We start from the raw sequence: 26,146 nt of genomic DNA on the forward strand, positions 1-26,146 counted from the left end.
GGGGCCTCGGATATGGGTCTGTGACTTCCGCGGTCGGTTGAACTGCGATCCGACCTCCGGTTCGCGGTGCTGAGCTTCAGACAGCGTCGGCGGCCTGGGCGGCGTCGCACTGCCTCAGCAGGGGATCCCTCAACGGACACCGTGCACCCGACTTCGGACATTCACAGAACGCGACGTCACCCCAGGCCGCCGCGTCTCATTTAGGGTGTACGATTTATCTGTAACGGATAGGTACCTTAAATGTGACAGGAGTGCTCGGGTGGGCGTCAACGTGGGCTATGCCCGGTGCAGCACCGACAAACAGGACCTCACCGCGCAACGCGAACAACTCGGCGGACTCGGGGTACCCGCCGAGCGGATCTACCTCGACGAGGGACTCACCGGCACCAACCGCGCCCGCCCCGGACTCGACCAAGCCCTGGCCGCCGTCCGCGCCGGCGACACCTTCACCGTCACCAAGCTCGACCGGCTCGCCCGGTCGGTCCCCGACGCGCTGGCCATCCTGGGGCAGCTCTCGGAGAGCGGGGTCCGCTTCGCGCTCGGCGCGTCGGTCTACGACTGGAACGACCCGTTCAGCCGGATGTTCCTGCAGATCCTCGCCGTGGTCGCGGAGTTCGAGGCCAACCTCATCCGCCAGCGCACCCGCGAAGGCATGGTCATCGCCAAGGCCAAAGGCAAACTGCGGGGCAAACAGCCCAAGCTCAAACCCGGCCAGGCCCGCGAAGTCCGCCGCATGCACGACTCCGGCGATTACACCGTTGTCGAGATCGCCGAGATGTTTAACATCTCCCGCCCCACGGTGTACCGCACCCTCGTCCGCGTCCCCGCGCCCGTTACAGCGCCGGCCGAGGAGGCATGATGCCGTGGCACTGCAGGAAGGCACAGCGGCAGATCTGGTCAGTCTCATCAAAGCCCACGACGTCCGCGTCGAAGAGTGCGAGCGACAAATGAGGCTTTGACGGAAGTCGGAGCCGCCGGCCGCGGTTCACGACACACGGTGAACGAACGTGAGTACCCGATCGATGATCCGGTCGCGGTCTTCCGGCCGGAGAAACAGGTAGTGACCGGCGTCCGGCAGCGTTTCCACGTCGGCTCGAGGCAGGAGGGTGCGAAGACGGTCCGCTGCGGCGATCGGATCGTGGACAACACTGCGCGCACCGAACAGTGCCAACACGGGCACCCGCACGGATCGGATGTCGTCGTCACAGGGACAGACCTGAAAGGGAACGCGCGCTCGGTACGTGCGTATCCCGGCGAGGACCAGCCGGGCGTCGGGGCGGTCCATGATGTCTTCGCCGGCGGACCAGCACAGGAACCGTCGCCACACCCAGTCCCGGTTGAGGATCGCGGTCAAGGCGCCGTACCAGAGCACGGACCGGGAGAACGCGGCCGTCACCGTGGTGGGGTCCAGCACACTGATCGAAGCGACCCTGCCTGGTGCGTGAATCGCCTGGTTGAACGCGTGCCACCCGCCGGTGGACCCGCCGACGAGGTGGACGCCGGTGAGTTCCAGGCGCTCGAGGACGTCGTCAAGGCACCGCGCGCGGTCCGGGATGTCCGCGAAAGGGGCGGTGTGCACGCTGCGACCGGCCTCGCCGAGGGTGTCGATGGTGTACACCGGGCCGTGCGCGGCGAACGCCGGCACGAGTGACGCGTAACAGGCGGAGGTGGCCATGAGCGCGGGCAGCAGCACGATCGGCGGCGCGTCGCCCTGACCGAATCGGTAGACCCGCGTCGTGCCGTGCCGGGTGTCGACATCGAGCACGGCGTCCGGCGCCGGACACTCGGTCATCGCCCTGTCGTACGCCAGGGAATACCGGTCCCTGCGCGCTGGGCTCTTGAATCCACCACTACGTGCCATCAGCGAAAACCTTGCTCTCGGAGGAATGAACGCTACAGATCGGCTGCGCCGACGTCTTGGACGAAAGTAAGATCGAAGTCGGAGGTGGGGCATGCCCGGTTGGACGCTCGTGGTGTCGCGCCGGGAAGTCGCGCGGGCACCGGCGCAACGCGTCTTCGGCCTGCCGCACCCGAGCCTGGCCGCGCACGTGCTGACCTACACCGCGCATGACTACCCGCGGATGGAGCTGATGTCCTGGCGGGTGGCGCCGCTGGGGGTGGTCACGGTGACCATCGACCTCGAAGTGCCGATTCGCCGACTGGCCGCCCCCGATCCCCAGCAGGGACAGGATCTACCGGCGTCGCCGGTGACGGGACTGCGGGACAGGCCGTTGACGCTGGAACAGGGCGGTGCGTCTCGCGGGATCATTCTCGCGATGACGCCGTTGGGGGCGTATGCGTTGTTCGGCCTGCCGTTGCGAGAACTGGCCAATACCAACATCGGCCTCGGCGATCTGCTCGGCGCCGACGCTCACCTGCTGAGCGAACAGATCGCCGAGACCTCCGATTGGCCCGGCCGCTTCCGGGTGCTGGACAACTACTTGGCGGCCCGGCTCCTGCACGGCCCCACCTTGGCGAGGCCGGTGCAAGGAGCGTGGCAGTTGGTGATGGCCTCGCCAAGGCGCCTGCGCATCAGCACGCTCGCCGAGCAGATCGGCTGGACCCGCCAGCACCTCAACGTCCGGTTCCGGGAGCAGATCGGGCTCACCCCGAAAACCGTGGCGCGCATCGCCCGGCTCCACCACGCCGCGTCGCTGCTGTCGCAGCCGATGCCGCCATCATGGTCGGACGTCGCGCAGAGGTGCGGTTACGCGGATCAGCCGCACCTCAACCGCGACTTCCGCACGCTGACCGGATGCACTCCCACCGAATACCTCACCGACGCTCCAGCAAGACAGCAGCAGAAGCGGGCACCCCACAGCTAGCCAGCAAGTTCGGGTTGGTATGGCGAGATGAGATCGCCGGCGGCTTCGACGTACGGGCGGACCCGTCGTACGTGCGGCAAGCAAGCGAGGCGAGTCTGCGACGGCTCGGTGTCGACGTGATCGACCTCTGCTACCTGCACCATCGCAGCGAGACGGTCCCCATTTGTCGTTGTGTGGTCTCAGGACTTCCTTGACGGTTTGTCGTCAGTACATGCTTGACACCGCGTTTGACATAGCGCCGAGTTGTTGATCTTGTTGCGCCTTCCGATCATGGTGGAGGGCTCGTGGGCGAGACCGGCACATGGAAGGCCGAGCAGCGGTATCGGGCAGTGCTGGAAGTACGCGACGGGTCGCCGGTGAGCGAGGTCGCCGTCCGGTACGGCGTGTCACGGCAATCGGTCTATAGCTGGCAGACCCGCTACAACGAGGATGGCGTCGCGGGCTTGCAGGAGATGTCGCGGCGTCCGAAGACGACACCGACCCGCGTCGATGCCGAGGTGGAAGCGCTGATCTGTGAGCTGCGGCGGCAGCAACCCCGATGGGGAGCTCGCCGGGTTCGCCACGAACTCGGTCGCAGCGACGTCGAGAAGGTACCCTCCCGCGCGACCGTGCACCGGGTGCTCGCTCGCAACGGACTGATCAATGTCCAGGAGCAGCAGCACAAACGGAAGTACAAGCGGTGGCAACGAGAAGCACCGATGCAGCTGTGGCAGATGGACCTGGTCGGAGGGGTGTTCCTGGCCGACGGCCGCGAGTGCAAGATGGTCACCGGCATCGACGACCACGCCCGGTTCATCGTCATCGCCAAGGTCGTGGTGATTCCTACCGGACGAGCCGTGGTCGAGGCGTTCACCGACGCGATGCGCCGCTACGGCGTCCCCTCGGAAGTGTTGACAGACAACGGAAAACAGTTCACTGGCCGGTTCACGCGCCCGTTCCCGGCGGAGGTGCTGTTCGAACGGGTATGCCGGGAGAACGGCATCAGCCAGCGCTTGACCAAACGGCGCTCACCCACGACCACGGGCAAGATCGAGCGGTTTCACAAGACGCTGCGTGAGGAACTGCTCGACGAGGTGACGACGTTCGACACCCTCGACGCGGCCCAGGACGCCATTGACGCCTGGGTGCACAGCTACAACCACGCCCGCCCGCACCAAGCGCTGGACATGGCCACCCCGGCCAGCCTGTTCCGGCCGAGCGCCCCGAAACCACTTACCGTGCCACCGGCGTCTGTCCTCGAACTGGAGGCCGCCGCAGAGCACACGCCGATCGTCGAGGACACCGTGCCACCGCCGACCGGATCGCCAGCCGCGGTCGAATGGGAGGTGAGCGTCCCTCCCAGTGGACACTTCAAACTCGGTGGTGCACAAGAACTCTGGCTCGGCCAGGCCTACTCCGGCCGCACGGTGACTGTCTGGGCTGACGACCGCAGCATCCACGTGGTCCTCGACGGCCATCACCTCAAGAGCGTCACCTCCCGCCTGCACGACGAACACCTGCGTCAACTGCTCCTGCGGGGAGCACGACCAGCCGGGCCGGCACCGGCCGCGCCCGCCCTGCCCCGCGCGGGCCGTGGACGGTCCCGCCTGCCCGAGGCCACGGCCGTCGAGGTGGACCGGGTCGTGACCCGCGACGGCTACGTCACCTTCAACACCAAGACGTTCGCCGTCGACCCCGAGCTCGTCGGGCAACGCATCACGCTGCGACTAGACGGGCACCTCATGCACGCCATCGCTGGCGGCGCCCTGGTCAAGTCCTGGCCCTACGTCATTAGCCTCGACAAACGACTGGCCCTCACCGGCGCTCGTCAGGCCGACGGCCCGATCCCGCCAGACCGTCGGGACGAGCGCCGCGAGCCGAACGGCGCGTTCCACGCGACGGCGTGGTCATGGTCGCCCGCCAACGCCTCCGCGTCGGCACCAGCCACGCCGGAAAGATCGTCACCATCATCGCCGAAGACACCCACTTCCGGATCCTCGACGGCGAACAGGAACTCGCCATCCACCCCCGGAAGACGAACCAGCCGATCACCCGGACCAAGGCCTGGTCAAAACGCCGCTAGATCACCAGGTCCCCGTCAAGCATGTGCTGACGACAAACCGTCAACCATCTCCTGAGACCTCACACGTCAGGGCGTCAGTCAGCACGGCTTGGTGTCAAGATTTCGAGAGCGAGCTGGGCCGTCGCCCCGGTCGTGGACCGTTGGCAGGTTGAATGAGGTCGTCCAGCCGAGGGGGTCTCGGCAACTCGCGATCTGTGGCGGCATCGGATAGCCCGGCAAGAAGGATTGCCAGCGTACGTTGCCACGCGGCACCTCCAGTCGTGCTCTCCATGCTGCACTGCACAGCCAGGAGAACGAGAAGAAGATCTTCGGGAACCACACCCGCCCTCAGCGCGCCCGCATCCTGCCCAGCCCTAATGAGCTTCAGTTGCCGCTGTCGGAGCTGGCGACGCAAGCGACCCGCAATCTGCGAGTCCGGCAGGGGAAGTGTGAACGTTCGGATCAGGCTGCGATCGACGAGCCCGCGAGCGCATAGGCCCCGCACGTAGGAGAGGATCGCCTCTTCGGAAGCCAACGCGAGCGCGTCGTCAGCGGTGTTCACGTGCTCCTGCAGGCGCTGTTCGATGACGGCTTGGACGAGCTGCGCGCGGTCGAAGTGGCGCGAAAGCGTTGCCACGCCGACCCCGGCGGCAGCAGCGACCTCAGACAGCGGCACCTCGCAACCATGCTCGGCGAAAACCACTCGCGCAGCGCTGATGATCCGAGCACGACTTTCCATCGCATCTCGTCGTAGCGGCTTCACATCCATGCCTCGAGCGTAGCATCCGGAAGTAATGCTTCCATCTTCTCCCGGGCCGCGGTACGGTGAGCGCAAGATGGAACAGTTTCTTCCACATAGATGACTGATTGATGCGGAGGTGCCCGCGGGTCCGACCGTGAGGACGCGGAGCGTGCCCGCCGGGTACGCGACGTGGCGGTCCTCCTCACCGAGCGCTGCCTCGGGCGGCAGCGAGACAGCGCGTTGCGCTCATGCTTTGGTGCGCTCGGGGGGAAGTTGGACGACGCGGAAGTCCGATTAGTTGCTCAGGTCGATGCTCGACTCCTGATGCTGTTGCCGCCTGACTTGAATCTGCGTGAACACTGACATTCGATACTCAAGAAATCTGAAGGTGAGGAGGTGCCGCATGGGGGCGTCCGTTGGTTACGAGTTGTTCGAATCGGTCGAAGTGGAGATCAGTAGGGCTGTGGCGACTGTGAGGTTGTTGACCACAGAACGAGTAGCGGTTCTCGGCGCGCAGGGCTCTCAAGCTGAACTCCACTTCGACCTCGGCCGGCGCTCGCACGATTGCGGGAGGATGATGCGGTCAGAGTTGTAGTCATCACTGGCATCGACGACGGCAAGCCGTGGATTCTGCCAGCTCCGCCCTACGCAGAGGGCAACCGGATCGATCCCGAGCCGATCGACTTTCCGGATTGGATGTGGAAAGGCTTTCAGGGTGTGCGGCTGACTCAGCAAACGCTGGCCGAAATGGAGAAGCCGGTGATCGCTCGAGTAAATGGAGACTGTATCGGGTTCGGCCAAAGCATCATGTTCGGCTGCGATCTGATTGTCGCCAGGGAAAATGCGATAGTGGCTGATGTGCATATGGACCTGCAGAAGATCTTTGGGTTTGACACGGTTCCGGGTGGCGGCGGAGGTGCGCTGGTGCCCTTGCATATGTTCCCGGCCAAAGCGATGGAATATCTGTTTCTTGCGAAGCCCTATACGGCCGCCGAACTGGCCAAAATGGGTGCGATCAATTACGCAGTGCCGTCGGCTGAACTGGATCAGGTCGTTGACGACCTGGTTCGTCAACTTCTGGCGAAGTCCGCCTATGCGCTTGCTCTGACCAAGCGTGTTGTGAAGAGACGAGTGGCCGAACAGCTCAACCTGACCCTCGACGCCGCCTCTGCATATGAATGGGTCAACTTCCTTCACTATCGAGGCAGTAACGGCAAACCCAACCTTAGTCTCTAGTCAGGAGCCTCGACTTGCGATCCATTGTCTACACTCGCCCCGGCGCCTCCGACGTTCTGTCTCTGGCCGAGCGCGAGATTCCCGAGCCCGGCCCGGGCGAAGTTCGGGTCCGCCTGATGCGTTCCGGAGTCAATCCCACCGATTGGCGATTCCGAATCCGACCGCTGCCGTTCGATGAAGTGACGCCGGGTCAAGACGGTGCTGGCGTCATCGACGCGGTGGGGCCGCATGTAGCCAATTTTGCGGTTGGCGATCGCGTCTGGCTGATTCTCGCTCAGCATGGAAAGCCTTTCGGTACAGCAGCTGAGTATGTAGTGCAACCCATCAGCCGCGTCGTTCCTTTACCCGATGGAGTGAGTTTCGACATTGGTGCCTCCATCGGGGTTCCAGCCCTGACTGCGCATCGTGCTCTGACAGTGCACGATCGCGGCCCCTCGCGTCTAGGGCCAGGCGCGATGACCGGACTGACGGTCCTGGTACAGGGCGGTGCGGGCGCAGTTGGCAACGCCGCAGTCCAGTTAGCGCGCTGGTCGGGCGCAACCGTCGTCACAACGGTGAGTTCCATAAGGAAGGAATCGTTGGCAAAGGCCGCTGGTGCCCACCATGTGATCAACTATCGGCAAGGCGACGCCGAGAGCGCGGTACGCGCGGCCGCGCCCGACGGCGTGGATTTGGTGGTGGAGGTCGCTCCAGCCCAGAATAACGCACTGGACCTTGCTGTTGTGAAAACCGGTGGAACCGTGTCGATCTATGCCATGCAGGGGGGCGACGAATACTCGGTGCCCATTTTGGAAACCTATTTCAAGAACCTCCGATATCAGTACCTTGTCTTGTACTCCCTGCACGCCGGGGCACTGGCGCGGGCGGCGAGTGACGTGACGGCGGCCATCGCCACTGGTGGCTTCCGCATCGGCGAGGACTTTGGGCTCCCGATCCATCACTTCCCCCTCGCGGAAGCTGCGGTGGCGCAGGACGCGGTCGAACAAGGAGCGGTCGGCAAAGTTCTTTTGGACATAGCGGAGACGTGACCGGGCAACCGCACCTGTCCGCGAGTGAGCGCACGCAGGTGATCAGCTCGGCCTTGTCGGCCGCGTAGATCTCCTGCAGCAGCGCCACAGCTGGCCGTTCTTCGCGCAGGACCTGCTCGACTAGCGGAGCCCGCTCGACTGCTTTGCCCGGCCGGATGTATTCGGCGATGTTCCAGCTGCTCACCCGCCGCGAGCTCGAGTTCGTCCTGCATGCCCACCTCCCCGTCCGTCTGCCTTCTGACTGCGACGACAGTAGCGGGATTGTCACTCATTGCGGATCTTCGCGACGGTGTGCCGAGGCGTTCGACCTACGGGCCGGCCGATCCCGACGCCATAGGAGGTAGCAAGCACTCCTGGATCGTGCGATGGGCACTTTCTGGAGCCCGCGGCCCGCTGGGCGAGTACGCGCGCTCGTCCGGCGCATTGACCTCGGCGAGTCTTCTGGCTCTGGCTGCGAAGCGGCAGCAGTGCGGCTGACCGCGTGCGGGTGTAGAACGAGACGACGAGTGCTGACGAGGACCGGGACACCGACGCCGGCCAGCTCGGGATCGTCGACGACATACTCAGCGGCCTGCGCGCTGGCGGCCCGTCGCGGTGGATGGCCGCGGTCGGCGCCCGGGACGCGGTGCTGGCTTGGGTCGGCGAGGGCTTCTACCACGGAACTGTGCTGCACTACGTCGACGGCCAGGCCCTCATCCGCTACGTTGTTGCGCTGCAACTCGGTGTCGAGGTCGCGGCCGATGACGAGGTGATTGCTTGGCTGCGCCCGCACATGACCACCTACCGCACCTCCGAGCAGACCCACCAGGACATCCAGAGCCGATATGCCGGTGAGATCGACCGCGTTGCTAACGATCAGCGGTTGGTCGCCGAACTCGCGGCCGCCGACGCCGAACGTGACCAGCTCGTCGGCGCACTGCAGCACGGACTGCGCCGGCGCGTGTGGACGCTGAGCGCAGCCGTGCCATGGCTTACTGCAATGGATCGCCGTCCTCGGCGATTTGCTGGATGAGCGTCTCGCGGAATTCGCCTGGTTCCGTGACCTTGCTCGTCAGCGCGACCGCGTAAGCAGCAGCAAGGTGGAGCTCGATACTGGCGTCGGCGAACGTGGGGATCCGCTCGACGAAACGTGACTGGTCGATCTCGTCGAGACGTGCGAGCGCGAAAGTCATCACGTCGCTGGTCACCATCGGCTCGAGGGCGCCCCCGACGAGCTTGTGTAGCAGCGTCATGTCGCCACCCCAGCCGAATCCGCTCGGCGCGACCACGTCGTGAATGCCGTCGACCCAGGAGCCCGATCAGCCGCGCCAGCTGGAAGTGCAGGTCAGGAGGGGCCTCGGAAAGTTGGTGTTCCAATGCAGCTCGGTCGCGATCGAGATAGGCGATCGTGATCCTGCACGCGGCGACGGAGATCTCTGAGCCTGACCAGTCGAGCTTCACGTCTCTATCCTGCACTGAAGGCAGACGTTCGCACGGCAAGGTGGACTGTCCGATCCCAGCAGCTCGCTGTGACCTCGGCCGAGAGGCTCTCGATTGCGCAGGGACGATCACTACCAGCAATGACGCTGGTTGAGCTGGGATCGCGAACGTCGGTATTGCGCACCGATGTCGTTCCCCGACTGTGACCTGACCGAGACCTCAAGAAGTGATGACAGCCCGCATTCGGGTCGTTACGGTGGGCAGCCTGGGTTGGGGAGGCCGGGGAGGTATGACATGGCGCGTTCGTCGAGTCGTGTGACGTTCTCGTCGGTTCTCGCTGTGCGCGAGTTCCGGGCGATGTGGGCCGCGGAGGCGTTCTCGCAGGCCGGGGACCAGCTTGCCCGTGTCGCGTTGTCAATCCTGGTCTTCCAGCGGACCGACTCCGCGGCGCTGACCGGCTTGACCTACGCCCTGACGTTCGTGCCCGCCCTCGTCGGCGGAATCCTGCTGGCGGGGCTGGGCGACCGCTACCCGCGACGTGACGTGATGATCGCGGCCGACCTCGCCCGCATGGTCCTGATCGGCGCGATGGCCCTGCCGGGGACGCCGCTGTGGTTGCTGTGCGTCCTGGTCGCGGCCGCGACACTGCTCAACGGGCCGTTCAAGGCTTCGCAACAGGCGATGCTCCCCGACGTGCTGGAGGGGGAGAAGTACTCCGTCGGGATGGCGATCCGCAACATCACCATCCAGACCGCGCAGCTCGCCGGGTTCGCCGGCGGCGGCGCGCTGGTGGCCGCACTTAGCCCACCATTGGGACTCGGTGTGGACGCCGCGACGTTCCTGGTCTCCGCGGTGCTGCTGCGCACCGGTGTCCGGCGGCGACCAGCCGCACTCACCGCGTCAGCGAACACCGCGGCGAAACCCTCGTTCCTGGCATCCACGGTCGTCGGCGCGAAGGTGGTCTGGCGCGATCCGGGCTTGCGGGTCCTGATCGCATTGTGCTGGCTGGCCGGGTTCTACGTCGTACCCGAGGCCCTGGCCGCCCCCTACGCCAACAGTCTGGCCGCGGGAGCTATCGCCGTCGGCCTGATCATGGCCGCCGACCCGGTAGGCAGCGTCATCGGCGGGATCGTGTTCAGCTGGGTCCCCGAACACTTGCAGATCCGCGTCATTGGGGTGCTCGGCATCCTGGCCGGGGTGCCACTCGTGTTCTGCGTCCTCAAACCGGGGCTGATCGTCTCGATGGTTCTCTTCGGCCTGTCCGGGTTGTTCGCGACGGCGTACAACATCCAGGGCACCGCGTCGTTCGTGCGCCGGCTGCCCGACGCGCAGCGTGCGCAGGGGTCGGGGCTGCTCTCCAGCGGGTTGACCACGGTCCAGGGATTGGGTGCTCTGGTGGCGGGCATCATCGCGGACCGGATCGGTCCGGCTCACACCGTGGCGCTGGCCGGCCTCGTCGGTGCGCTCGTGGCCGTGCCTATCGCGGTGGGGTGGAGCCGGGCAAGCCGGTCGGAGAATTCCCGTGTGGGTGAGGCCTGATGTCAGTGTCAGCTTTCACGGTTGCGCATGACGGCGTCTCCTTCGTCGTGTCTCAGCCGGCAGTGGGCGGGTCGTTCAGGTGGCCGTGGGACCCACCCGGATCAGCTCTCGCGGTTGCGCATGGCCATATCTCCCTTCGTTCGTCCAGTCGTGTACTAACCGTCGATACCGGACGCTGGCTGTGATTGAGTGAGTACGTCGCGTGGGAGTCGCCAGGGGGTGTACCACCCATGAGTATGGATGGGGTTGACACAGCCGATCGAGGCATGGGGCGTATTCGTGATGCGCTCTCACCCCGACGGTGGAACCTCGCCGAGCAGCGCCGCCGGTTTATCGTGTACTGCCTGCTCATCGAATCCGTCGCCGTAGCTGGGACGGTCACGGCCGCGATCACCGTACCGACCCGGACCCGCGACATCGTCGTCTTCCTCGCGCTCGCCGGATTGGGCGTTCTACAGGCTGAACTCGGCCGACAGGTCGAGCGGGTCCGTCGTCTGGTGTCGGACACCCCGCACATCAACCTGACCTCGGTCTGGACGTTCGCTGGAGTCCTTCTCCTTCCTCCCGCCCTCGTCACGGCGCTGATCGTGATTTTGTACCTGCACCTGGCCACCCGCAGTTTGTACCGCATCAAGAAAGTGCCCCCGTTCCGCGTCGTGTTCAACGCTTCACTCGTGATCGTCACCTGCCACGCCACGCAGTTCGTGATGGCCCGCACGGGTATCCCCACCCTGTACGCGGCGCTGGGGGACGTGTGGCCCGGTGTCGGTGTGATCGTGCTCGCTGCCGCCGTCTACTTCCTGGTCGGGGCGGTGACGGTCCTGCCGGGCCTGAAGATCACCACCCGATCCTTCGCGGCGCTCTTCGGCGGCTGGGGCGACAACGTTCTGGAGGTCTCCACCCTCTGCCTGGGCGTGCTGACTGCCCTGGCGCTGGGCACTCTGCCCGCCCTGGTGGTGGTGGTCCTGCCGCCGCTGCTTCTGCTGCACCGGGTCGTGCTGGTCAAGCAGCTCGAGGACGCGGTGGTCACCGACGAGAAGACGGGGCTGTTCAACACCACCGGCTGGCACAAGCTGGCCACCCGCGAACTCGCCCGCGCCCAGCGTCGGCCGAAGGCCAGCTTCGGCGTCCTGATGGTCGACCTCGACCTGTTCAAGCGGATCAACGACACCTACGGCCACTTGGCCGGCGACGCGGTGCTGCGGGCAGTCGCGGGAGCGATCCGCGGCGAGGTACGCGACTACGACTCGGTCGGGCGGTTCGGCGGGGAGGAGTTCCTGGTCCTGCTACCCGACGTTCCCGAGAGAGGGGCGCGCGCCGTCGCTGAGCGAGTCCGAGCCGCGATCACCCGTCTCGAAGTCTCGGTCGATGTCTCGGGTCAACCGGACGTCATCACCGGGCTGTCCGCATCGATCGGCGTCGCGACTTACCCCCATGCGGGAACGGCGCTCGACCGGATTCTCGATGCTGCCGACTCAGCGATGTATCAGGCGAAGGCGGCCGGTCGAAACAGAGTGGTCAGCGTGACCGACGCCTGAAAACGGCCGACTCCGACGACGTAGGCAGCTGATCGGTGAGGGCTCGAAGTCGCTTCCCGCCCAGCGATATTCGCCAGTTCGCGGGCCTGCTGTCGTCAAACCTGGAACGGTGTATTTCACCGGTTGTCGCTGACCGCGCAACGCAGCGGCGCGGCCGTGTTCAGCCCCAGGAAGTCTCGTTCGACCTCGTTAGTGCGCGCCGGGCCCGGCGGGGGTTTCAGGCTCGAGGTGCCGGCACGGGTTCGGAGGCCGACTCCAGCACACCGAATCTCCCCGCTCGGGAGACGAAGTGCGACTGCGGCGGACCGTTGACCGTACGGATGCGGTGGTCGAACACCCACTGCGGGGCGGCCACCACCGCCGGACCGTCGGCCGTATCGACAGCGTCGCCCGCAGGGATGCCACCCCACTCGGCGACGAGGGCCGCGTCGACTAGTCGACGCATCGCGCTGAGGGAGGCTCCCCGGCCGCCGGTGCCGTCGTTCCAGGCGCGGACAACCGGGTCGTCGCTGGCAGGAGAGGCCTCGCCGTCGGCCCGGGTCACGGCGGCGAGGAGCAGGGGTGCGATCTGGTTGGTCAGGTCGGCGCGCTGGAGCAGGTCCGGTTCGAGGTAAGCCTGGGTCTGCCCGCCCAAGTGGACGGCGAACAACCCAGCTGGCCACGGTGTCGGCCTGGAGAGTGAGGCAGGCGGATTGCCGCCGAATCGAGTCCTGATCGATCTTGAACCGAGGGGCGCGTGCCGACGAGGCTTACGCTCCGTGCGGGTGCTCCATTCGCGAGGGCCGTCGGTGCGGGGCACTACCGAGGCGACGTGTCTTGTCGCAGGTTCATCCCGCGCCCTGAGGACGTTGGTACCGATAGAGGAAGGTCCTGACGTGGTCTCTGGACGGGAGGCGGCGAAGCCGGTAACAACCGCCTCGGCCGCGGGTGTCAATGCCGCATCGGTGAAGGCGATGGATGACTACCTGTCGAAGCTCGTCCAAACAGAGGACTTCCGTGGCTCGGTCACCGTTGCTCGTGGCAACGAGGTCCTGTTGTCCAAGGGCTACGACTTGGCAGACGTGAAAGCCGGTAGCCCGAACACGCCACAGACACGGTTCCGCATCGGCTCGTTGACCAAGCAGTTCACTGTCTTGGCGGTGCTGAAGGCACAGGAGTTGGGCAAGCTGACCGTCAATGACCCGGTCTGTCGACACCTGCCCTCCTGCCCGGCCGCCTGGAAGCCGATCACCATCGAGCAGTTACTCACCCACACGTCCGGCATCCCCGACTACACCGATTTCGGCGACTTCGCCGCTACGGCGGCGGTTAACCTGTCACCCGAGAAGCTGGTGGGGTATTTCCGCGACCGGCCGCTGGACTTCAAGCCCGGGACCACATGGCAGTACAGCAACTCCGGGTACGTCCTTGCCGGGTACCTCATCGAACGGACGACCGGCACGAGCTACGCCGAGTTCCTCCAACAGCAGATCCTTGAGCCACTCGGCATGTCGGACAGCGGATACGACGTCAACAACCCAATCACTCCGGCCCACGCCGTGGGTTACAAGGATTGGGAAACTCTCGCCGATCTCCTCGACACGTCGATTCCTTACGCGGCCGGCGCGATGTTCTCCACCACCACCGACATGCTCAAGTGGAACCGGTTCCTGCTCACCGGCACCCCGCAGATCGTGGCCCTTGATACCCTCGCGGAATTATTGACGCCACGCGTCCCGCAGGACGCCGGTTCGCCTGATGAGTCGGATTGGTACGCCTACGGCGTGCGTGTTATCAACCGTTCTGCCGATGTCACGTACGGCCACAGCGGCGGCATCAACGGTTACCGCTCGTACAACCTGGTCAAGCCGCGGCAACAGCTGTCGATCACTGTCCTCAGCAATACGGAATCCGCGCAATCACAAGGCATCGCCGAAGCGCTCGCTAGGCTGGCTGGTTCCTGAATCCCCGCTGCGCCCGGCGATGGCGTCACGTTGCTGGGCACGACCTCTGCCGTTCACTTCGACGAGGGTCGACGCTGGGCGACCGGCATCGCCGCGAAGATCGTGGCCTCCGGGTCGAGCAACGCGACACCGTCCGCCAGCACCAGCCGAGCGGCACCGGCCAAACCGTCATCCTCCCCAACTGTTGCATCTAACACAACAATGAAGCATCTTGGCAGTCGAGACGTTTCTCCAGTCAGGCGCTAGCATCATGACCCGCTGATCGCGGTCGGCCACCATGGACGCCTGAGCAGCGCATTCGCGCGCCACGTTGCATCTAACGCAACTTTGCAGGTTCACCGTTTGACAATCGTCGTGCAACAGACGGATGATGCGACTCGACCATACGTTCGATAATTGCGTGTGACGTGCTGCCTTCCCCGCAGCGACCCGGTTCATGCCGAGATGAGTGGGAGACAGCCATGGCCTTCAACAACCCGCCCGTCCCCTGGCGGGAGGTCGAGAGGATCGCGTCCGGGCGCGCGCCGCTCACCGGTGACGGCAACGACTCACCGGCGTGGTCACGCAAGCGCGAAGGTTACGCCGGACCCCCACCTGACCTGGTCGACCGCCGCGGCCCCGACGACGCCGGCGCCGAAGTCCGGGTCCCCTACGCCGAGCTGCACTGCCACTCCAACTTCAGCTTCCTCGACGGCGCCAGCTTTCCCGAGGACCTCGTCGAGGAAGCCGCACGCCTCGGGCTCGACGCGATCGTCCTGACTGACCACGACGGCATGTACGGGGCGCAGCGCTTCGCCGGCGCCGCCCGCGAGCTCGGCGTCCGCACCGGCTACGGCACCGAGCTCACCCTCGGCGCCACCGAACCCCAGAACGGCGTCACCGACCCCGCCGGGGAGCACCTGCTGGTCATCGCCCGCGGCCTGGAGGGCTACTGCCGGCTGTGCCGCACCATCAGCCTCGGCCAGCTCGCCGGGGAGAAAGGCGCCCCGCGCTACGACATCGACCAGGTCGTCGACGACCTGCGCGGGCACGTCCAGGTCCTCACCGGCTGCCGCAAAGGCGCCGTCCGCCGCGCCCTCGTCGAGGAGAACGCGGCCGCCGCGGCCCGCGAGGCCGCCCGGCTGGTGGACCGGTTCGGGCGCGACAACGTCGCGGTCGAGCTCATCGACCGCGGTCTGCCGCTGGACTCGACCCGCAACGACGTCCTCGCCGGGATCGCCGCCGAGCTCGGCGTGGCGACGGTGGCCAGCGGCAACTCCCACTACGCCCGGTCGGGCGACGGGCGGTTCGCCGCGGCGCTGGCCGCGATCCGGGCGCGGCGCTCCCTCGAGGAGATGGAGGCTTGGCTGCCGCCGGTGGGGCTGGCGTTCCTGCGCGACGGGCAGGAGATGGCCGAGCTGTTCGCGGCCTACCCCGGCGCGGTGCAGCGCGCCGCGCTGCTCGGGGTGGAGTGTGCGTTCGACCTCGCCCTGGTCGCCCCCGAGCTGCCGCCGTTCCCGTGCCCGCCCGGGCACACCGAGGCGTCCTACCTGCGGGAGCTGACCTGGGCGGGTGCCGCGCGGCGCTACGGCAGCGCCGAGGCCGCGCCGAAGGCCTACGCCCAGCTCGCCCACGAGCTCGACGTCATCGAGGGGCTCGGCTTCCCCGGCTATTTCCTGATCGTGTGGGACATCGTGCGGTTCTGCCGGGAGGCGAACATCCTGTGCCAGGGCCGCGGGTCCGCGGCGAACTCCGCGGTCTGCTTCGCCCTCGGCATCACCGCCGTCGACGCGGTCCGCTGGAACCTGCTCTTCGAGCGTTTCCTCTCCCCTGAACGAGACGGGTACCCGGATATAGACGTGGATATCGAGTCCGACAGGAGGGAAGAGGCGATCCAGTACGTCTACGAGACCCACGGGCGGCTCAACGCCGCGCAGGTCGCGAACGTGATCACCTACCGGGCGCCCTCAGCGATCCGCGACGCCGCGCTCGCCCTCGGGCACGCCCCCGGCGAACGCGACGCGTTCGCGAAGATGGTGGACCGGTGGGGCGGGGTCGCCGCGACCGCCGGCCAGCCCGACCACGGGATCCCCGGCGTCGTCCTGAGCCTCGCCCGCCGGCTCGAGGACTCACCCCGGCATCTCGGGATCCACTCCGGCGGGATGGTCCTGTCCCGGACGCCGGTGTCAGAGGTGGTGCCGGTGGAGCGGGCGCGGATGGCCGGCCGGTCGATCCTGCAATGGGATAAAGACGATGTCGCCGAGGCCGGTCTGGTGAAGATCGACCTGCTGGGGCTGGGGATGCTCTCGGCGCTGCACTACATGATCGACCTCGTCGCCGCCCACCACGGCGAGACGATCGAGCTCGGTCAGCTCGACCTCGCCGACCCGGCCGTCTACGACATGCTGTGCGCCGCGGACGCGATCGGGGTGTTCCAGGTGGAGAGCCGCGCGCAGCTCGGGACCCTGCCGCGGCTGCGGCCGCGGGAGTTCTACGACCTCGTCGTCGAGGTCGCGCTGATCCGGCCCGGCCCGATCCAGGGCGGCTCGGTGCACCCCTACCTCCGGCGCCGGCGCGGTGATGAGACGTGGACGTCGGAGCACCCCCTGCTCGTCGAGCCGCTGAAGCGGACGTACGGCGTTCCCTTGTTCCAGGAGCAGGTGTTGCAGCTCGCGGTGTCGGTCGCGTCGTTCAGCGCGGGTGAGGCGGACCGGCTGCGGCGCGCGATGGGGTCGAAGCGCTCGAGCGCGAAGATGGAGCGCCTGCGGGAGCGGTTCTTCGCCGGTGCCGCGGGCAACGGGATCACCGGTGAGCTCGCGGAGAGGATCTTCGAGCAGATCAGGGCGTTTTCGGGGTACGGCTTCCCGGTTCTCTCACCCAACCGACACCTGTCGGACTGTGGAGTCGCCGGTAGCGTAACTCGATCTTAAAAGCGTGCAACCGGACCGTCAGAGCAACGCCAGTTTCGCAGAACTGTCATCGCATCACTGACAGGTGCTTTGGATGCAGTCCTGGCCGGAGGCTGGCGTGACTCTGGCAGGGGTGGGCCAAGTTACGACCGGGCGCTGGACGGGCGGTCGAGCTACGAAATAGCGCGGGACCGGGTCGAGGGCTACCAGCGGGTACTCAACCTCAGCGGCAGCGACGGCTTCCTGCTCAAGCTGCTCGCCGAGGACTGGACACGAGGTCACTGGGATCGACCTCTCGGCCACCGACCTGACGCTTGTTCGGCAACAGCCCTCCGTCGTCGGGACGAAGCTGCTGGAGGGACGGGCGCAAGAGCTGTCGTTTCCTGACGACGCCTTCGACGCGTGCGTATCGCATATGGCGTTCGACCTGGTGCCGGACGTCGATCCCCAGCTTGGCACTCAGCCGTCAGCTTCCCAATAGGATCTAGTTGAAACTTCTCTATATTTAATTCCGATTTGCGTACTTCGACCGAAATATCACCAAGCGGACGGTTCGCAAGATTGTGGAAAATTTTCACAGTCGACGCGCATCGAATCACTCCTTTGCCGGAGAGACTGTTGATCAGGCTAGAGCTAGCATGGTCGGCGCTGCGGTGATTACTCGCAGTCCAGGGGGAAACATGAGCTCGCATCAGCAAAAGATCAGAGTGGTCCCGGCTTCATCGGTTCGTGACATACGGCGCTTAATGCCGGTGGCACGCGCCAAAGGACTCACGGCTTTGCGGTGGAACTTCGTCGGTCGCACCGATGACGATCTGAGCCTGGCGTTCATCGTCGATCTTTCGAGGCAACGGGTCAGCAGCGTTGCAGGTGCACAGGTGACGGAAGATGGCGACAGTGTCACCGTGGCGATCCTCGGGTTTTGCGCGACAAGCGACTCCGACCGAGTTGCGAGCGCGCGGTACGGGGAGTATATGGTCAACCTCGTTAGCCCGCTAGCCGGCCGCGCAGTCCTGAATCCGGCAACATAACTCTGATTCGCTCAGGTCCCCGCAGGCATCACATGTAATGCAACGAGGAGTTGAATTGAGATACCGAAGATCTATGTCTTATCCCGCGCTCGCGGTCTTGTTATTCGCGGCAAGTGTTCCGACAGTAATAATCTCGACCGCGTCGGCAGCAACTGCGGATGCATCAAAATCCTTCGATGAACTTCGGGCCGAGATTAACGCATCGCCCCAGGCGTACGGGGATCCATTCTACGACCAAGTCAGAAACACGCTGCACGTGACTGTGGCGCACCCGGAATCCCTGAAAGGGATGCGGGGTGTTCATCCCTCACGCATAAATAACGGCGAAGCGCTAGGCGCGCAAGGAGCCGTCAGTGTCGAGGTTGACAATGTGAAGTACAGTCACGATGACCTTAAGCGAGTTATGGATCAGATTTCAACCGTGCAGCCGTGGGCGTCTGATGTCAACGCGCTGTTGGCAACCTGGGGCATCGATCCAAAGGTAGACAAGGTGCAGGTGGGTCTCACTCGGGTGACGCCTGCTATTGCAAAAGAAGCCTCGACACTTTTCGGAGATAAGGTCGAGATCGTTGCTCGTTCACGGGACAAGGGTGCCGAGAAAGTCACCAAACTTACTAGCTCACCCAAAATTGTAAAAGTCGCAGCAGGGACAAGATGAAGATCGGCGCCTCTGCTAAGCAGAGTTTCGCGCCAGCAGCAGCAGGTCCACCTTTAGTCGACTCCGAGCCCTACATCGGTGGCGACCGCATGTGGCGAGAATTCAATGTGGCCGGGGAGGAGGAACTCGAGGAGTGTACAGCTGGGGGGATGTGGAGCACCGGGGCTGACGCCATGGCATCTGCGGGACATTGCAGTCAGCCGAACATCAACTGGACGCAGGGCTACTACGATCAGCCCAACAACACACTCTGGGAGACCGGCCCCATGGGCTTCACCTTCGTGAACGCATACAGCGAAGGTGGATCCGACTCCATGTTGCTGGATGGAGGCAACTATGCTCCCGACGTATGGAATAGCGCCAATGGCGGGATGGAGGCTACGCCCGTAACCGCTGCCACGACGGTTGCGATGGCAGGTGTCTCGGTTTGCTTCGATGGATCATTCACTGGCACCCAGTGCTCGGGGCATGTATCCATACCGGATCAGTGCTCAGTTGTCGAGGGTCCAAACCCTGTGACCGGAATTCCTACCGATGTGACCGTGTGCAATCAGACGCGTGTGACTTCAGCGACGTCGATTGTTCAGTTCGGCGACAGTGGGGGCCCGGTTTTCCTGGATCTTGGAACGAGTGGCGCCGCTGCGCTCGGCGTGATCTCTGCACTGAATGACAACGGCCTTACAGGCGTATATGCGAATAGGACCGGAATGATGGCACACTTCGTCGGAGACTTCGTCATATGAGCACAGAGTACCCATGTCGTTATCTTTGCTAAACCTGATATTGCAACCGGCAAGCAGGCGCTGGCTTGCTTCGCGCAGCTGAGTCCGTTCAGCCTCGAGCCGATTCTGCCGAGAGTCGTGCACGTTCACGTGGGGTTCTCCGTAGTCTCGTCGCGGATGCGTTGGGTCTTGGCGGTGTCGTGTTCGGTGAGAGCTCGTTCATGCTCGGCCAGTCGATCGTGGATTCGCCGAACCCTGCCCCTCAGGCGGCAGCGAGCGATCGAAATCGGTCCAAGAGGCAAACCCTCCGGTGGCGGCGGTACGACGTACCCCAGCACTTCGCACCAGAAACGAGCGACACGCTCAGGTTCCGCGCAGTCGAAGGTGACCTGGAACTGCTTGATCGATGCCATCGGCCCACCATAGTGGCGCTTGTGGCGGTTTAGGGAGGTTGTGCGCGTTGCGGCCGGTTAGAAGCGGCCTGAGCGCGCACGAGTCCGATACCGGGGCCGGCTCACGTTGGGACGACGGGCAGGATGAGACGTGACGGCCGTTGGTTGTCGTGCAACAGGGTCTGTTCGGCGACTCTGATACGTGTCGCCTTGTCGATCGGGTCGCCCGTGTTGGTATTGCGGTCCCAGCGGGGAAAGTTGCTCGAGGTGACGTGCAGGCGAAGCCGATGCCCGACGGCGACTACGTGGCTGACGTTGCCCAGCGGCACACGCAGTTCGTAGACCATGTTCGGCCGCATCGGCTGCGGGTCATCGAACGAGTCGCGGAATCGCCCGCGCACGATCCCTTCCGCCAGGTTCTGCACAAAACCGTCCGGGTGGACATCGCAGAGGACAGCGACGAAATCCGTGTCGGTACCGTCGGTGGAGACGTGCAGACAGGCATCGACGGGACCGGTGATTTCGACCGGCGAATCCTGTGGCATAGCGGTATAGACCAAGACGTCCTGCCGAGCCTGATTCTTGGCCTGGTTGTCGACGCCGCCGCCCACATACCGTCCACCGGCGGTCGGAACAGGATTGTCCGGATCATACCGGTAGCGGTCGGGATCCTCCGGGCCTGGAGCCTCCGTGGTCAGCGTCCCATCCCCGTCCGCGGTGTTGGCCGATCCAGCGCTGTGCAGATAGAACGCGGTGAAGCTGGTCCGCTCCAGCGGCCATTGCTTCTCGTCACGCCAACGATTCTCGCCCATCACGAAGATACGGACGGGTGCCCGTGGAAGATCTTGTCCGTCATCCTTGAGATAGTGATCGAACCACGCGAGTTGCACGGCTATCAAGGACGTCGCCGCCTCCGGACCGAAGTCGATGTCACCCGTCCCCCTGGAGGTCGGCTGACTGTACGGCAGCAGATGCGCCCACGGACCCATGATCATTGCCTGGTTTTCGCGCGCGCGTCCGGACATCGCCTGCTCGCGCAATCCGTTGAAGTACTGCGGTGTATCCCAGTTCGCGATGTCGTACCACGAACCGAGATGGAGCATGGGAACGTCGACATTGCGGAACTGGCGGCGCATGTCGACCGCCCACCAGTACGCTCCGTCGGCTGAGTGATGTAGCACGTCGGAAAGAAACGGCGCGGTGTCGCCGAAGGTGTCGATCCAGTCAGCCAGCGGCACGCGACGAAGCGCCTCATCCTTGAGCGGCGAGAATCGCACTGAAGGGTCGGCTTTGAGTGCCTCGAGCCGAGCCACCCGACCGGCATCCCCGCTTCCGCTCAAGGCGCCGAGCGCCATGTTCAGGAAGTAGCTCAACGTCCAGCTCAACTCGAGGGCGCCACGTTGGTACCAATAGTTCTCGAACGCGGCAAGCGGAGCCGACACGGGAATGCAGGTAATGAGGCGTTCTGGCCGCTGGGACGCCGCCAGATACTGCACCAACGCCCCATAAGACTGTCCGAACGTCCCCACTCGACCATTCGATCCAGGAAGCTGAGCAGCCCACTCAATCGCGTCGTACCCGTCATTCGCCTCGTACACGAACGGGTACCAGACACCTTCTGAGCCGAACCGGCCCCGGGTATTCTGCACGACCGTGAGGTAACCGTGCGACGCGTAGAAGTCAGCTTCAGTGAACTTGTCGGCGAGATCGTTGTTCCGGCTGCCATACGGAGTACGCCGCACGAGCACGGGAGCGGATTCGACTCCCTCGGGCCGATAGATGTCAGAGAGAAGCCGCTTACCATCGCGCGTAACCATACTTACATCACGCTCACGCGAAACGGTAAAGGGACCACGTTGGTCGCTCAGGCTCACGACATTCTCCTTTGCGGGTCTAGTGTTGTGTGATCCTGTTCGTCTTACGCTTGCTGGGGCTCAGGCGGCGCCTCGCGGCGTTGTCGGACAACCAGGTACAACAGAGGTACCTGGTTGTCCTCCGCCGCCCCGATGTATCCACCTGAATCCCCAGCAATTCGTAAGGAAACAGGATCACACAACACTATCGAACGGCCGAGGCGACGAACCGGAAGATAACGTCCGTGACTTGCGCCGGCTGCTCAACATGTGGCCAATGCCCGCTGGACGTAATCGTCGCGACAGGAGCGCCGGCAAAACGAGGCAAGATCAGCTCGTCGAGAAGCTGACCGCGAACGACCGGATCGCTGTCGGCCACGATGATCTGGACAGGAGCACCAACTCGGGTCGGCCCGGTACCCTCCGGGTGCCCGCTGCTCCAGGCGTCGAAGGTCGCGGCCACCTGGTCGGACGTGAGCTGCATGCCCGAATAAAGCAGCCGCAGCATTTTGTCCTCGGGCAGGTCGGCCGAGAGCTGCGTCCGAATACCACGTTGCAGCTCCAGTTGTCCCCCGCAGTTGCGGAGCGCGTCCGCCATCTCGGCGGGCAGGCTCACGCCGCCAAGCGGCACCGGCGCCACGAGAACGAGACCCGCGACGCGGTCCGGGCGGCGCACGGTCACCAGTTCTGCCACCTGGCTGCCCATGCTTTGGCCAACCAGAACGACGTCGCCGACCACCTTGTTGTCCACAAAGTCGGTGACATGCTCGGCGAAGGCATCCAGCGTGGGGGACGGCACGTCGCCAAGCTCCACCCGCGCGCTCCCCCAGGGAAGTCCAGCGGCCACGTCGTTCCACGTGTCTCCGTCGTCGAGGAAGCCGTGGACAAAGACGATCGTCGGCTGTTTAACGTCACCGGTCGACGATGACTGGCTCATAATTGGGCGGCGTCGAGGAAGCGTTCGAGTTCGCCGGCGATGTCAGGGCCGGCGGGTTGATAGATGATCTCGGTGATGCCCTGATCGGCGTAGCGGGCAAGCTGTTCGGCGATGTGTGCCGGGGATCCTGTCACCGTGGTCGCGGGAACCGCGTTCCAACCGCCGGCGGCCCACGCGGCTTCGTCCGCCTCGTTGAGCCCGACCAGGTGCTGGTCATGAATGGCAAGGTGACGTTCACGCTCGGGCTGGGCAGTGATCACCTTCAGCCACTGGTCACCGCCGGGAAGCTGGGTGACGTCGCCGCCGAACTCGTGCGCCGCGTGGTAAGCCAGCGCGTGCCCGGCACCCGCCGCGGCACGCACGCGCTCCGAGTCCAGCGGTTCCTGGTCCTTGAGCACAGTGCCGTGGATGCCGAGGGCGGCCCAGGAGAACTCGAACGCGTGGCCGGTCTCGTTGTTCACGGTGAAGAGGCCGTCGGCGAGCTCATGGGTGACGGCCAGTCCCTTCGGGCCGAGCGCTGAGATCAGCACCGGAATCTCGACCGGCCGGGCGGGTGCGTAGCCGGCGGGGTGCAGCATCCTCATCGGACTGCCCTCCCACTCAACGGTCTCGCCGCGCAGCAGCCCGCGGAAGGCCTGGACGTACTGCGTCAGGTACGACCAAGTGGCCGCACGTGCGCCCAGGGCACGTGTTCCGCTGAATCCCGTTCCGAACGCGACCGCGACCCGGTTTGGGGCCAGCGCTGCCAACATCGCCGCGCCCGACGCGTTGACCATCGGGTGGCGCAGGCTGGGGACAAGAACGCCGGGGCCGAGACCGATACGCGTGGTCTCCCGAGCGGCGAGTGCGAGCATCGCCCAGACGTCGGGGCTTTGCGCGGGGGTGTCGAAGAGCCACGCGCGGCGATAACCCAGCGACTCCGCCACCGCGATGTGCTTCGGCGACTCTAGCGACGTCGCGAACTGACAGGAGATATCCATCGGTCACTCCCTCTACGTATCGAAATATGGCTCACAGCGATTCAGTGCCCTTCGAAGTCGATCGCCGGCCGCGGCTTGCCCGCGCGGTATGCCGCGATTCCATTCGTGAGCCCTTTTTTCCAGTCGTCAGACTTCAAGAGCGGCAGATACACGTCGGCCACGACATTGTCTGCCGCCGCGACGCCGCCGATCTCCCAGGTTCGCACCAGTACTTTGTGCGCTCCGTGGGCCAGCGTGGGTCCTTTGGCGAGCTTCTCCGCGAAGCGGGTGGCTTCGGTGAGCAGGTCGGCATCTTCGACCACTCGATTCACGCCGCCGTGTCGATGCAATACTTCGGCGGGAATCTCTTCGGAGGTCAGTGCCCACTCGTAGGCGAGCAGTGGCCCCACTCGGTCAGCCGAGCGGTAAACCCCACCCAGCGCCGTGACGAGGCCAAGCGTCTGTTCGGAATGGCTGAATCGTGCGGACTTCGCCGCGAAGATGATGTCGGCGCGGAGGACGAGTTCGAACGCGCCGCCATTGCACAGCCCCTGGACGGCGGCGATAACCGGGATAGGAAGATGCTCGAGTCGGTTGAACACGTAGGCGAATCTTTCCAACTGGGCCGCCCACTCGCCCGGCTCGAGATTTTCCCAAGGAACGATGTCTCCGCCGTGGCAGAAGTCCGGCCCGTCACCGGCCAGTACCAGCGCGCGGGCCTTACGGCTGACGACCTCGTCGAGTGCGTTGTCGAATTCGTCGACCATAGGCTTGTCGAACCGGTTGTCGGGAGGCCTTCGTAGCGTGATCGTCGCTACTCCCGACCGAATTTCGAGTCCGATATTGTCCATCATGCTGCCTTTCCGTCTCAGATTTGTGCCCTGCCGCCATCAACGAACAGTTCGATGCCCGTGATGAAACTTGAGTCATCGGAGGCCAGAAAAAGCGCCGCCTTGGCCACTTCGCCGGGCTCTCCCAGCCGGCCCATCGGAATAGAGGACGCGAACTCCGCGATGGTGTCGCGCGGCTGCGCCGCCGTCAGGGGCGTCGCGATCGGCCCTGGGCTCAGGACATTGGACCGGATATGACGGTCTTTCAGTTCTACGGTCCATCCCCGGACGAAGTTCCGGATGGCCGCCTTGCTCGCGCCATAGACGGCGAATGCCGGGGTCCCCTTGGCGCTGGCGACGGAGCCGGTGAGGATGATGGACCCGCCGTCGTTCAGCAGCGGTAGCGCCTTCTGCACCGTGAAGAGCGTCCCCTTCACATTGATGTTGAAGATCTTGTCGAAATGCTCCTCCGTGACGTCTTCGAGCGGAACGAACTCACCCAGTCCCGCATTGGCGAAGACGATGTCGATCCGCCCATTCGCCTCGACGGTCCGGTAGAGGCGGTCGAGGTCGGCCAAGTCGGCGACATCGCCCTGAACGCCGATGACGTTGTCACCAATCTCCTTCACGGCGTCGTAGAGTTCCTTCTCCCGGCGCCCCGTGATGAACACATAGGCACCTTCTGCGACGAAGAGCTTCGCCACAGCGAGCCCGATCCCCGCCGTGCCGCCGGTGATGACCGCTACTTTCCCCTGCAACTTGCCCATGGTCATTACTCCCGATCGAGAGGCCCGCATCACAATGTCGCTTGACATTGTTGTACTCCGGCGGTCTCTTCCATGTCAAGGTTGGTCGACATTGAGATCTTCGGCTTCGCCCGCTACCCTCGTGTCGAGAGACAGGGTTCTGGAGGGCTGATGGGCATCACGAAGCAGCAGACAGCAGCGAACAGGGAAGCGATCGTCGCCGCGGCGGACGGTCTGTTCCGTGAGCGCGGCGTCGACGCGGTCGGCCTCAATGAGTTGATGGGCGCGGCCGGGTTGACCCGTGGCGGCTTCTACAACCACTTCGCTTCCAAGGACGCCCTCGTGGATACCGTGCTGGCCAAGGCTATGGCGGACGGGGCCGGCAACCTCGAGCGCGCCATCACGGCAGCCCAAGCCCGTGGCAGCGATCCGCTCGCCGAACGCGTCGACTGGTACCTCTCACCCGAGCACCGTGCCGACATCGAGCACGGCTGCCCGAACGCAAGCTTCGCCGGCGACGCCCGCCGGCTGGACCCGGTCGCCTGCGACCACTATGCCCAGGGCCTCGCGGCAAATCTCGACCGTCTTACCCAGACTGTCGACGCCAGCGGACTCAGCGAGGGTGAGCGGCGAGCGCGGGCCATCGCACTGTTCAGCGAGATGATCGGCGGGCTGCTCCTGTCCCGTGCTGTCGTCGACGCCGACCCGGACCTCGCCGACGAGATCCTCGACAGCACCCGCGCCGACCTGCACAACCGCATCGACACCGCCCCGATCGACGACGTGTCGTGAAGACACCATCTCGGCGGCCCCCCGCAT

At 65.0% G+C, this 26,146-nt stretch carries 22 protein-coding genes and 3 pseudogenes; 15 read left to right on the forward strand and 10 right to left on the reverse strand.

Going from position 1 to position 26,146, the window contains the following annotated elements; genetic code table 11:
- Positions 1–259: 259 nt before the first annotated feature.
- Positions 260–859 (forward strand): recombinase family protein, encoded by a 600-nt coding sequence (locus JWQ81_RS13600; RefSeq protein ID WP_297541294.1) that lies wholly within the window; start codon positions 260–262, stop codon positions 857–859.
- A gap of 126 nt (positions 860–985) precedes the next feature.
- Here the strand turns inward: JWQ81_RS13600 and JWQ81_RS13605 are convergent, their stop codons facing one another.
- A complete protein-coding gene (locus JWQ81_RS13605) occupies positions 986–1,792 on the reverse strand; it encodes an alpha/beta hydrolase (RefSeq protein WP_297541296.1) in 807 nt (268 codons plus the stop codon).
- Positions 1,793–1,952: 160 nt separating this feature from the next.
- On the opposite strand from JWQ81_RS13605, the gene JWQ81_RS13610 reads away from it, so the two are divergent.
- A complete protein-coding gene (locus JWQ81_RS13610) occupies positions 1,953–2,825 on the forward strand; it encodes a helix-turn-helix transcriptional regulator (protein WP_297541298.1) in 873 nt (290 codons plus the stop codon).
- A 284-nt stretch (positions 2,826–3,109) separates the two neighbouring features.
- Positions 3,110–4,887, forward strand: a pseudogene (locus tag JWQ81_RS13615) (IS481 family transposase).
- 94 nt (positions 4,888–4,981) lie between these two features.
- On the opposite strand, the gene JWQ81_RS13620 reads toward JWQ81_RS13615, so the two are convergent.
- A complete protein-coding gene (locus tag JWQ81_RS13620; protein WP_297541300.1) occupies positions 4,982–5,635 on the reverse strand; it encodes a TetR family transcriptional regulator in 654 nt (217 codons plus the stop codon).
- 537 nt (positions 5,636–6,172) lie between these two features.
- On the opposite strand from JWQ81_RS13620, the gene JWQ81_RS13625 reads away from it, so the two are divergent.
- The 3 genes from JWQ81_RS13625 (at position 6,173) to JWQ81_RS13635 (ending at position 8,884) form a co-directional block, all read left to right on the forward strand.
- Positions 6,173–6,844: an enoyl-CoA hydratase/isomerase family protein gene (locus JWQ81_RS13625; RefSeq protein WP_297541302.1), complete on the forward strand. Its 672-nt coding sequence runs from the start codon at positions 6,173–6,175 to the stop codon at positions 6,842–6,844.
- 14 nt (positions 6,845–6,858) lie between these two features.
- Positions 6,859–7,872, forward strand: a complete 1,014-nt coding sequence (locus tag JWQ81_RS13630) for an NADPH:quinone reductase (protein ID WP_297541304.1) — start codon at positions 6,859–6,861, stop codon at positions 7,870–7,872.
- 598 nt (positions 7,873–8,470) lie between these two features.
- Positions 8,471–8,884: a hypothetical protein gene (locus tag JWQ81_RS13635; RefSeq protein ID WP_297541306.1), complete on the forward strand. Its 414-nt coding sequence runs from the start codon at positions 8,471–8,473 to the stop codon at positions 8,882–8,884.
- On the opposite strand, the gene JWQ81_RS13640 is transcribed toward JWQ81_RS13635, so the two are convergent.
- Complete coding sequence (locus tag JWQ81_RS13640; RefSeq protein WP_297541308.1) at positions 8,844–9,104, reverse strand: hypothetical protein; 261 nt, start codon at positions 9,102–9,104, stop codon at positions 8,844–8,846. The two genes, JWQ81_RS13635 and JWQ81_RS13640, sit on opposite strands and share 41 nt — an antisense overlap.
- A 481-nt stretch (positions 9,105–9,585) precedes the next feature.
- Here JWQ81_RS13640 and JWQ81_RS13645 point away from each other — a divergent pair, with 481 nt between their 5' ends.
- Both JWQ81_RS13645 and JWQ81_RS13650 read left to right on the forward strand, forming a co-directional pair.
- A complete protein-coding gene (locus tag JWQ81_RS13645; RefSeq protein WP_297541309.1) occupies positions 9,586–10,830 on the forward strand; it encodes an MFS transporter in 1,245 nt (414 codons plus the stop codon).
- 266 nt (positions 10,831–11,096) lie between these two features.
- Positions 11,097–12,368, forward strand: coding sequence for a diguanylate cyclase (locus JWQ81_RS13650; protein ID WP_297541311.1), 1,272 nt, complete (start codon positions 11,097–11,099; stop codon positions 12,366–12,368).
- Between the two features lie 217 nt (positions 12,369–12,585).
- On the opposite strand, the gene JWQ81_RS13655 is transcribed toward JWQ81_RS13650, so the two are convergent.
- A complete protein-coding gene (locus JWQ81_RS13655; RefSeq protein WP_297541312.1) occupies positions 12,586–13,017 on the reverse strand; it encodes a hypothetical protein in 432 nt (143 codons plus the stop codon).
- A gap of 226 nt (positions 13,018–13,243) precedes the next feature.
- Here JWQ81_RS13655 and JWQ81_RS13660 point away from each other — a divergent pair, with 226 nt between their 5' ends.
- From JWQ81_RS13660 to JWQ81_RS13685, 6 genes and pseudogenes are all read left to right on the forward strand, one after another.
- A complete protein-coding gene (locus tag JWQ81_RS13660) occupies positions 13,244–14,311 on the forward strand; it encodes a serine hydrolase (protein ID WP_297541314.1) in 1,068 nt (355 codons plus the stop codon).
- Between the two features lie 461 nt (positions 14,312–14,772).
- Positions 14,773–17,157 (forward strand): annotated as a pseudogene (locus JWQ81_RS13665) (error-prone DNA polymerase); the annotation flags it as partial.
- 349 nt (positions 17,158–17,506) lie between these two features.
- Positions 17,507–17,680: a methyltransferase domain-containing protein gene (locus JWQ81_RS13670; RefSeq protein WP_297541448.1), complete on the forward strand. Its 174-nt coding sequence runs from the start codon at positions 17,507–17,509 to the stop codon at positions 17,678–17,680.
- A 199-nt stretch (positions 17,681–17,879) separates the two neighbouring features.
- Positions 17,880–18,230: a hypothetical protein gene (locus JWQ81_RS13675; protein ID WP_297541316.1), complete on the forward strand. Its 351-nt coding sequence runs from the start codon at positions 17,880–17,882 to the stop codon at positions 18,228–18,230.
- 73 nt (positions 18,231–18,303) lie between these two features.
- Complete coding sequence (locus JWQ81_RS13680) at positions 18,304–18,888, forward strand: hypothetical protein (protein ID WP_297541318.1); 585 nt, start codon at positions 18,304–18,306, stop codon at positions 18,886–18,888.
- Positions 18,885–19,631: a hypothetical protein gene (locus JWQ81_RS13685; RefSeq protein ID WP_297541320.1), complete on the forward strand. Its 747-nt coding sequence runs from the start codon at positions 18,885–18,887 to the stop codon at positions 19,629–19,631. Before JWQ81_RS13680 ends, JWQ81_RS13685 begins: the two co-directional genes overlap by 4 nt.
- Positions 19,632–19,856: 225 nt before the next feature.
- On the opposite strand, the pseudogene JWQ81_RS44910 reads toward JWQ81_RS13685, so the two are convergent.
- The 6 genes and pseudogenes from JWQ81_RS44910 to JWQ81_RS13715 all read right to left on the reverse strand — a co-directional run.
- Positions 19,857–20,023: pseudogene (locus JWQ81_RS44910) on the reverse strand (VOC family protein); the annotation flags it as partial.
- Between the two features lie 101 nt (positions 20,024–20,124).
- Entirely contained in the window at positions 20,125–21,876 is a 1,752-nt protein-coding gene (locus JWQ81_RS13695) for a CocE/NonD family hydrolase (protein WP_297541324.1), read from the reverse strand.
- Positions 21,877–22,060: 184 nt separating this feature from the next.
- A complete protein-coding gene (locus JWQ81_RS13700; protein ID WP_297541326.1) occupies positions 22,061–22,792 on the reverse strand; it encodes an alpha/beta hydrolase in 732 nt (243 codons plus the stop codon).
- Entirely contained in the window at positions 22,789–23,772 is a 984-nt protein-coding gene (locus tag JWQ81_RS13705; RefSeq protein ID WP_297541328.1) for an LLM class flavin-dependent oxidoreductase, read from the reverse strand. Before JWQ81_RS13705 ends, JWQ81_RS13700 begins: the two co-directional genes overlap by 4 nt.
- A 41-nt stretch (positions 23,773–23,813) precedes the next feature.
- Positions 23,814–24,605: an enoyl-CoA hydratase/isomerase family protein gene (locus JWQ81_RS13710; protein ID WP_297541330.1), complete on the reverse strand. Its 792-nt coding sequence runs from the start codon at positions 24,603–24,605 to the stop codon at positions 23,814–23,816.
- 14 nt (positions 24,606–24,619) lie between these two features.
- Entirely contained in the window at positions 24,620–25,348 is a 729-nt protein-coding gene (locus JWQ81_RS13715; RefSeq protein WP_297541333.1) for a glucose 1-dehydrogenase, read from the reverse strand.
- A 150-nt stretch (positions 25,349–25,498) separates the two neighbouring features.
- Here JWQ81_RS13715 and JWQ81_RS13720 point away from each other — a divergent pair, with 150 nt between their 5' ends.
- On the forward strand, positions 25,499–26,119 hold the full coding sequence (locus JWQ81_RS13720) for a TetR/AcrR family transcriptional regulator (protein WP_297541335.1): 621 nt from the start codon (positions 25,499–25,501) through the stop codon (positions 26,117–26,119).
- The last annotated feature ends 27 nt before the right edge of the window (positions 26,120–26,146 follow it).

This window comes from Amycolatopsis sp. (assembly GCF_025464955.1).
Lineage (GTDB): Bacteria > Actinomycetota > Actinomycetes > Mycobacteriales > Pseudonocardiaceae > Amycolatopsis.

Excerpts from the sequence above, each read along its gene's own strand:
- JWQ81_RS13605 (WP_297541296.1), bottom strand. The coding sequence starts at position 1,792 with ATGACCGAGTGTCCGGCGCCGGACGCCGTGCTCGATGTCGACACCCGG.
- JWQ81_RS13610 (WP_297541298.1), top strand. The coding sequence starts at position 1,953 with ATGCCCGGTTGGACGCTCGTGGTGTCGCGCCGGGAAGTCGCGCGGGCA.
- JWQ81_RS13620 (WP_297541300.1), bottom strand. The coding sequence starts at position 5,635 with ATGGATGTGAAGCCGCTACGACGAGATGCGATGGAAAGTCGTGCTCGG.
- JWQ81_RS13635 (WP_297541306.1), top strand. The coding sequence starts at position 8,471 with ATGGCCGCGGTCGGCGCCCGGGACGCGGTGCTGGCTTGGGTCGGCGAG.
- JWQ81_RS13640 (WP_297541308.1), bottom strand. The coding sequence starts at position 9,104 with ATGACGCTGCTACACAAGCTCGTCGGGGGCGCCCTCGAGCCGATGGTG.
- JWQ81_RS13645 (WP_297541309.1), top strand. The coding sequence starts at position 9,586 with ATGGCGCGTTCGTCGAGTCGTGTGACGTTCTCGTCGGTTCTCGCTGTG.
- JWQ81_RS13650 (WP_297541311.1), top strand. The coding sequence starts at position 11,097 with ATGGGGCGTATTCGTGATGCGCTCTCACCCCGACGGTGGAACCTCGCC.
- JWQ81_RS13675 (WP_297541316.1), top strand. The coding sequence starts at position 17,880 with ATGAGCTCGCATCAGCAAAAGATCAGAGTGGTCCCGGCTTCATCGGTT.
- JWQ81_RS13680 (WP_297541318.1), top strand. The coding sequence starts at position 18,304 with ATGTCTTATCCCGCGCTCGCGGTCTTGTTATTCGCGGCAAGTGTTCCG.
- JWQ81_RS13685 (WP_297541320.1), top strand. The coding sequence starts at position 18,885 with ATGAAGATCGGCGCCTCTGCTAAGCAGAGTTTCGCGCCAGCAGCAGCA.
- JWQ81_RS13700 (WP_297541326.1), bottom strand. The coding sequence starts at position 22,792 with ATGAGCCAGTCATCGTCGACCGGTGACGTTAAACAGCCGACGATCGTC.
- JWQ81_RS13705 (WP_297541328.1), bottom strand. The coding sequence starts at position 23,772 with ATGGATATCTCCTGTCAGTTCGCGACGTCGCTAGAGTCGCCGAAGCAC.
- JWQ81_RS13710 (WP_297541330.1), bottom strand. The coding sequence starts at position 24,605 with ATGATGGACAATATCGGACTCGAAATTCGGTCGGGAGTAGCGACGATC.
- JWQ81_RS13715 (WP_297541333.1), bottom strand. The coding sequence starts at position 25,348 with ATGGGCAAGTTGCAGGGGAAAGTAGCGGTCATCACCGGCGGCACGGCG.
- JWQ81_RS13720 (WP_297541335.1), top strand. The coding sequence starts at position 25,499 with ATGGGCATCACGAAGCAGCAGACAGCAGCGAACAGGGAAGCGATCGTC.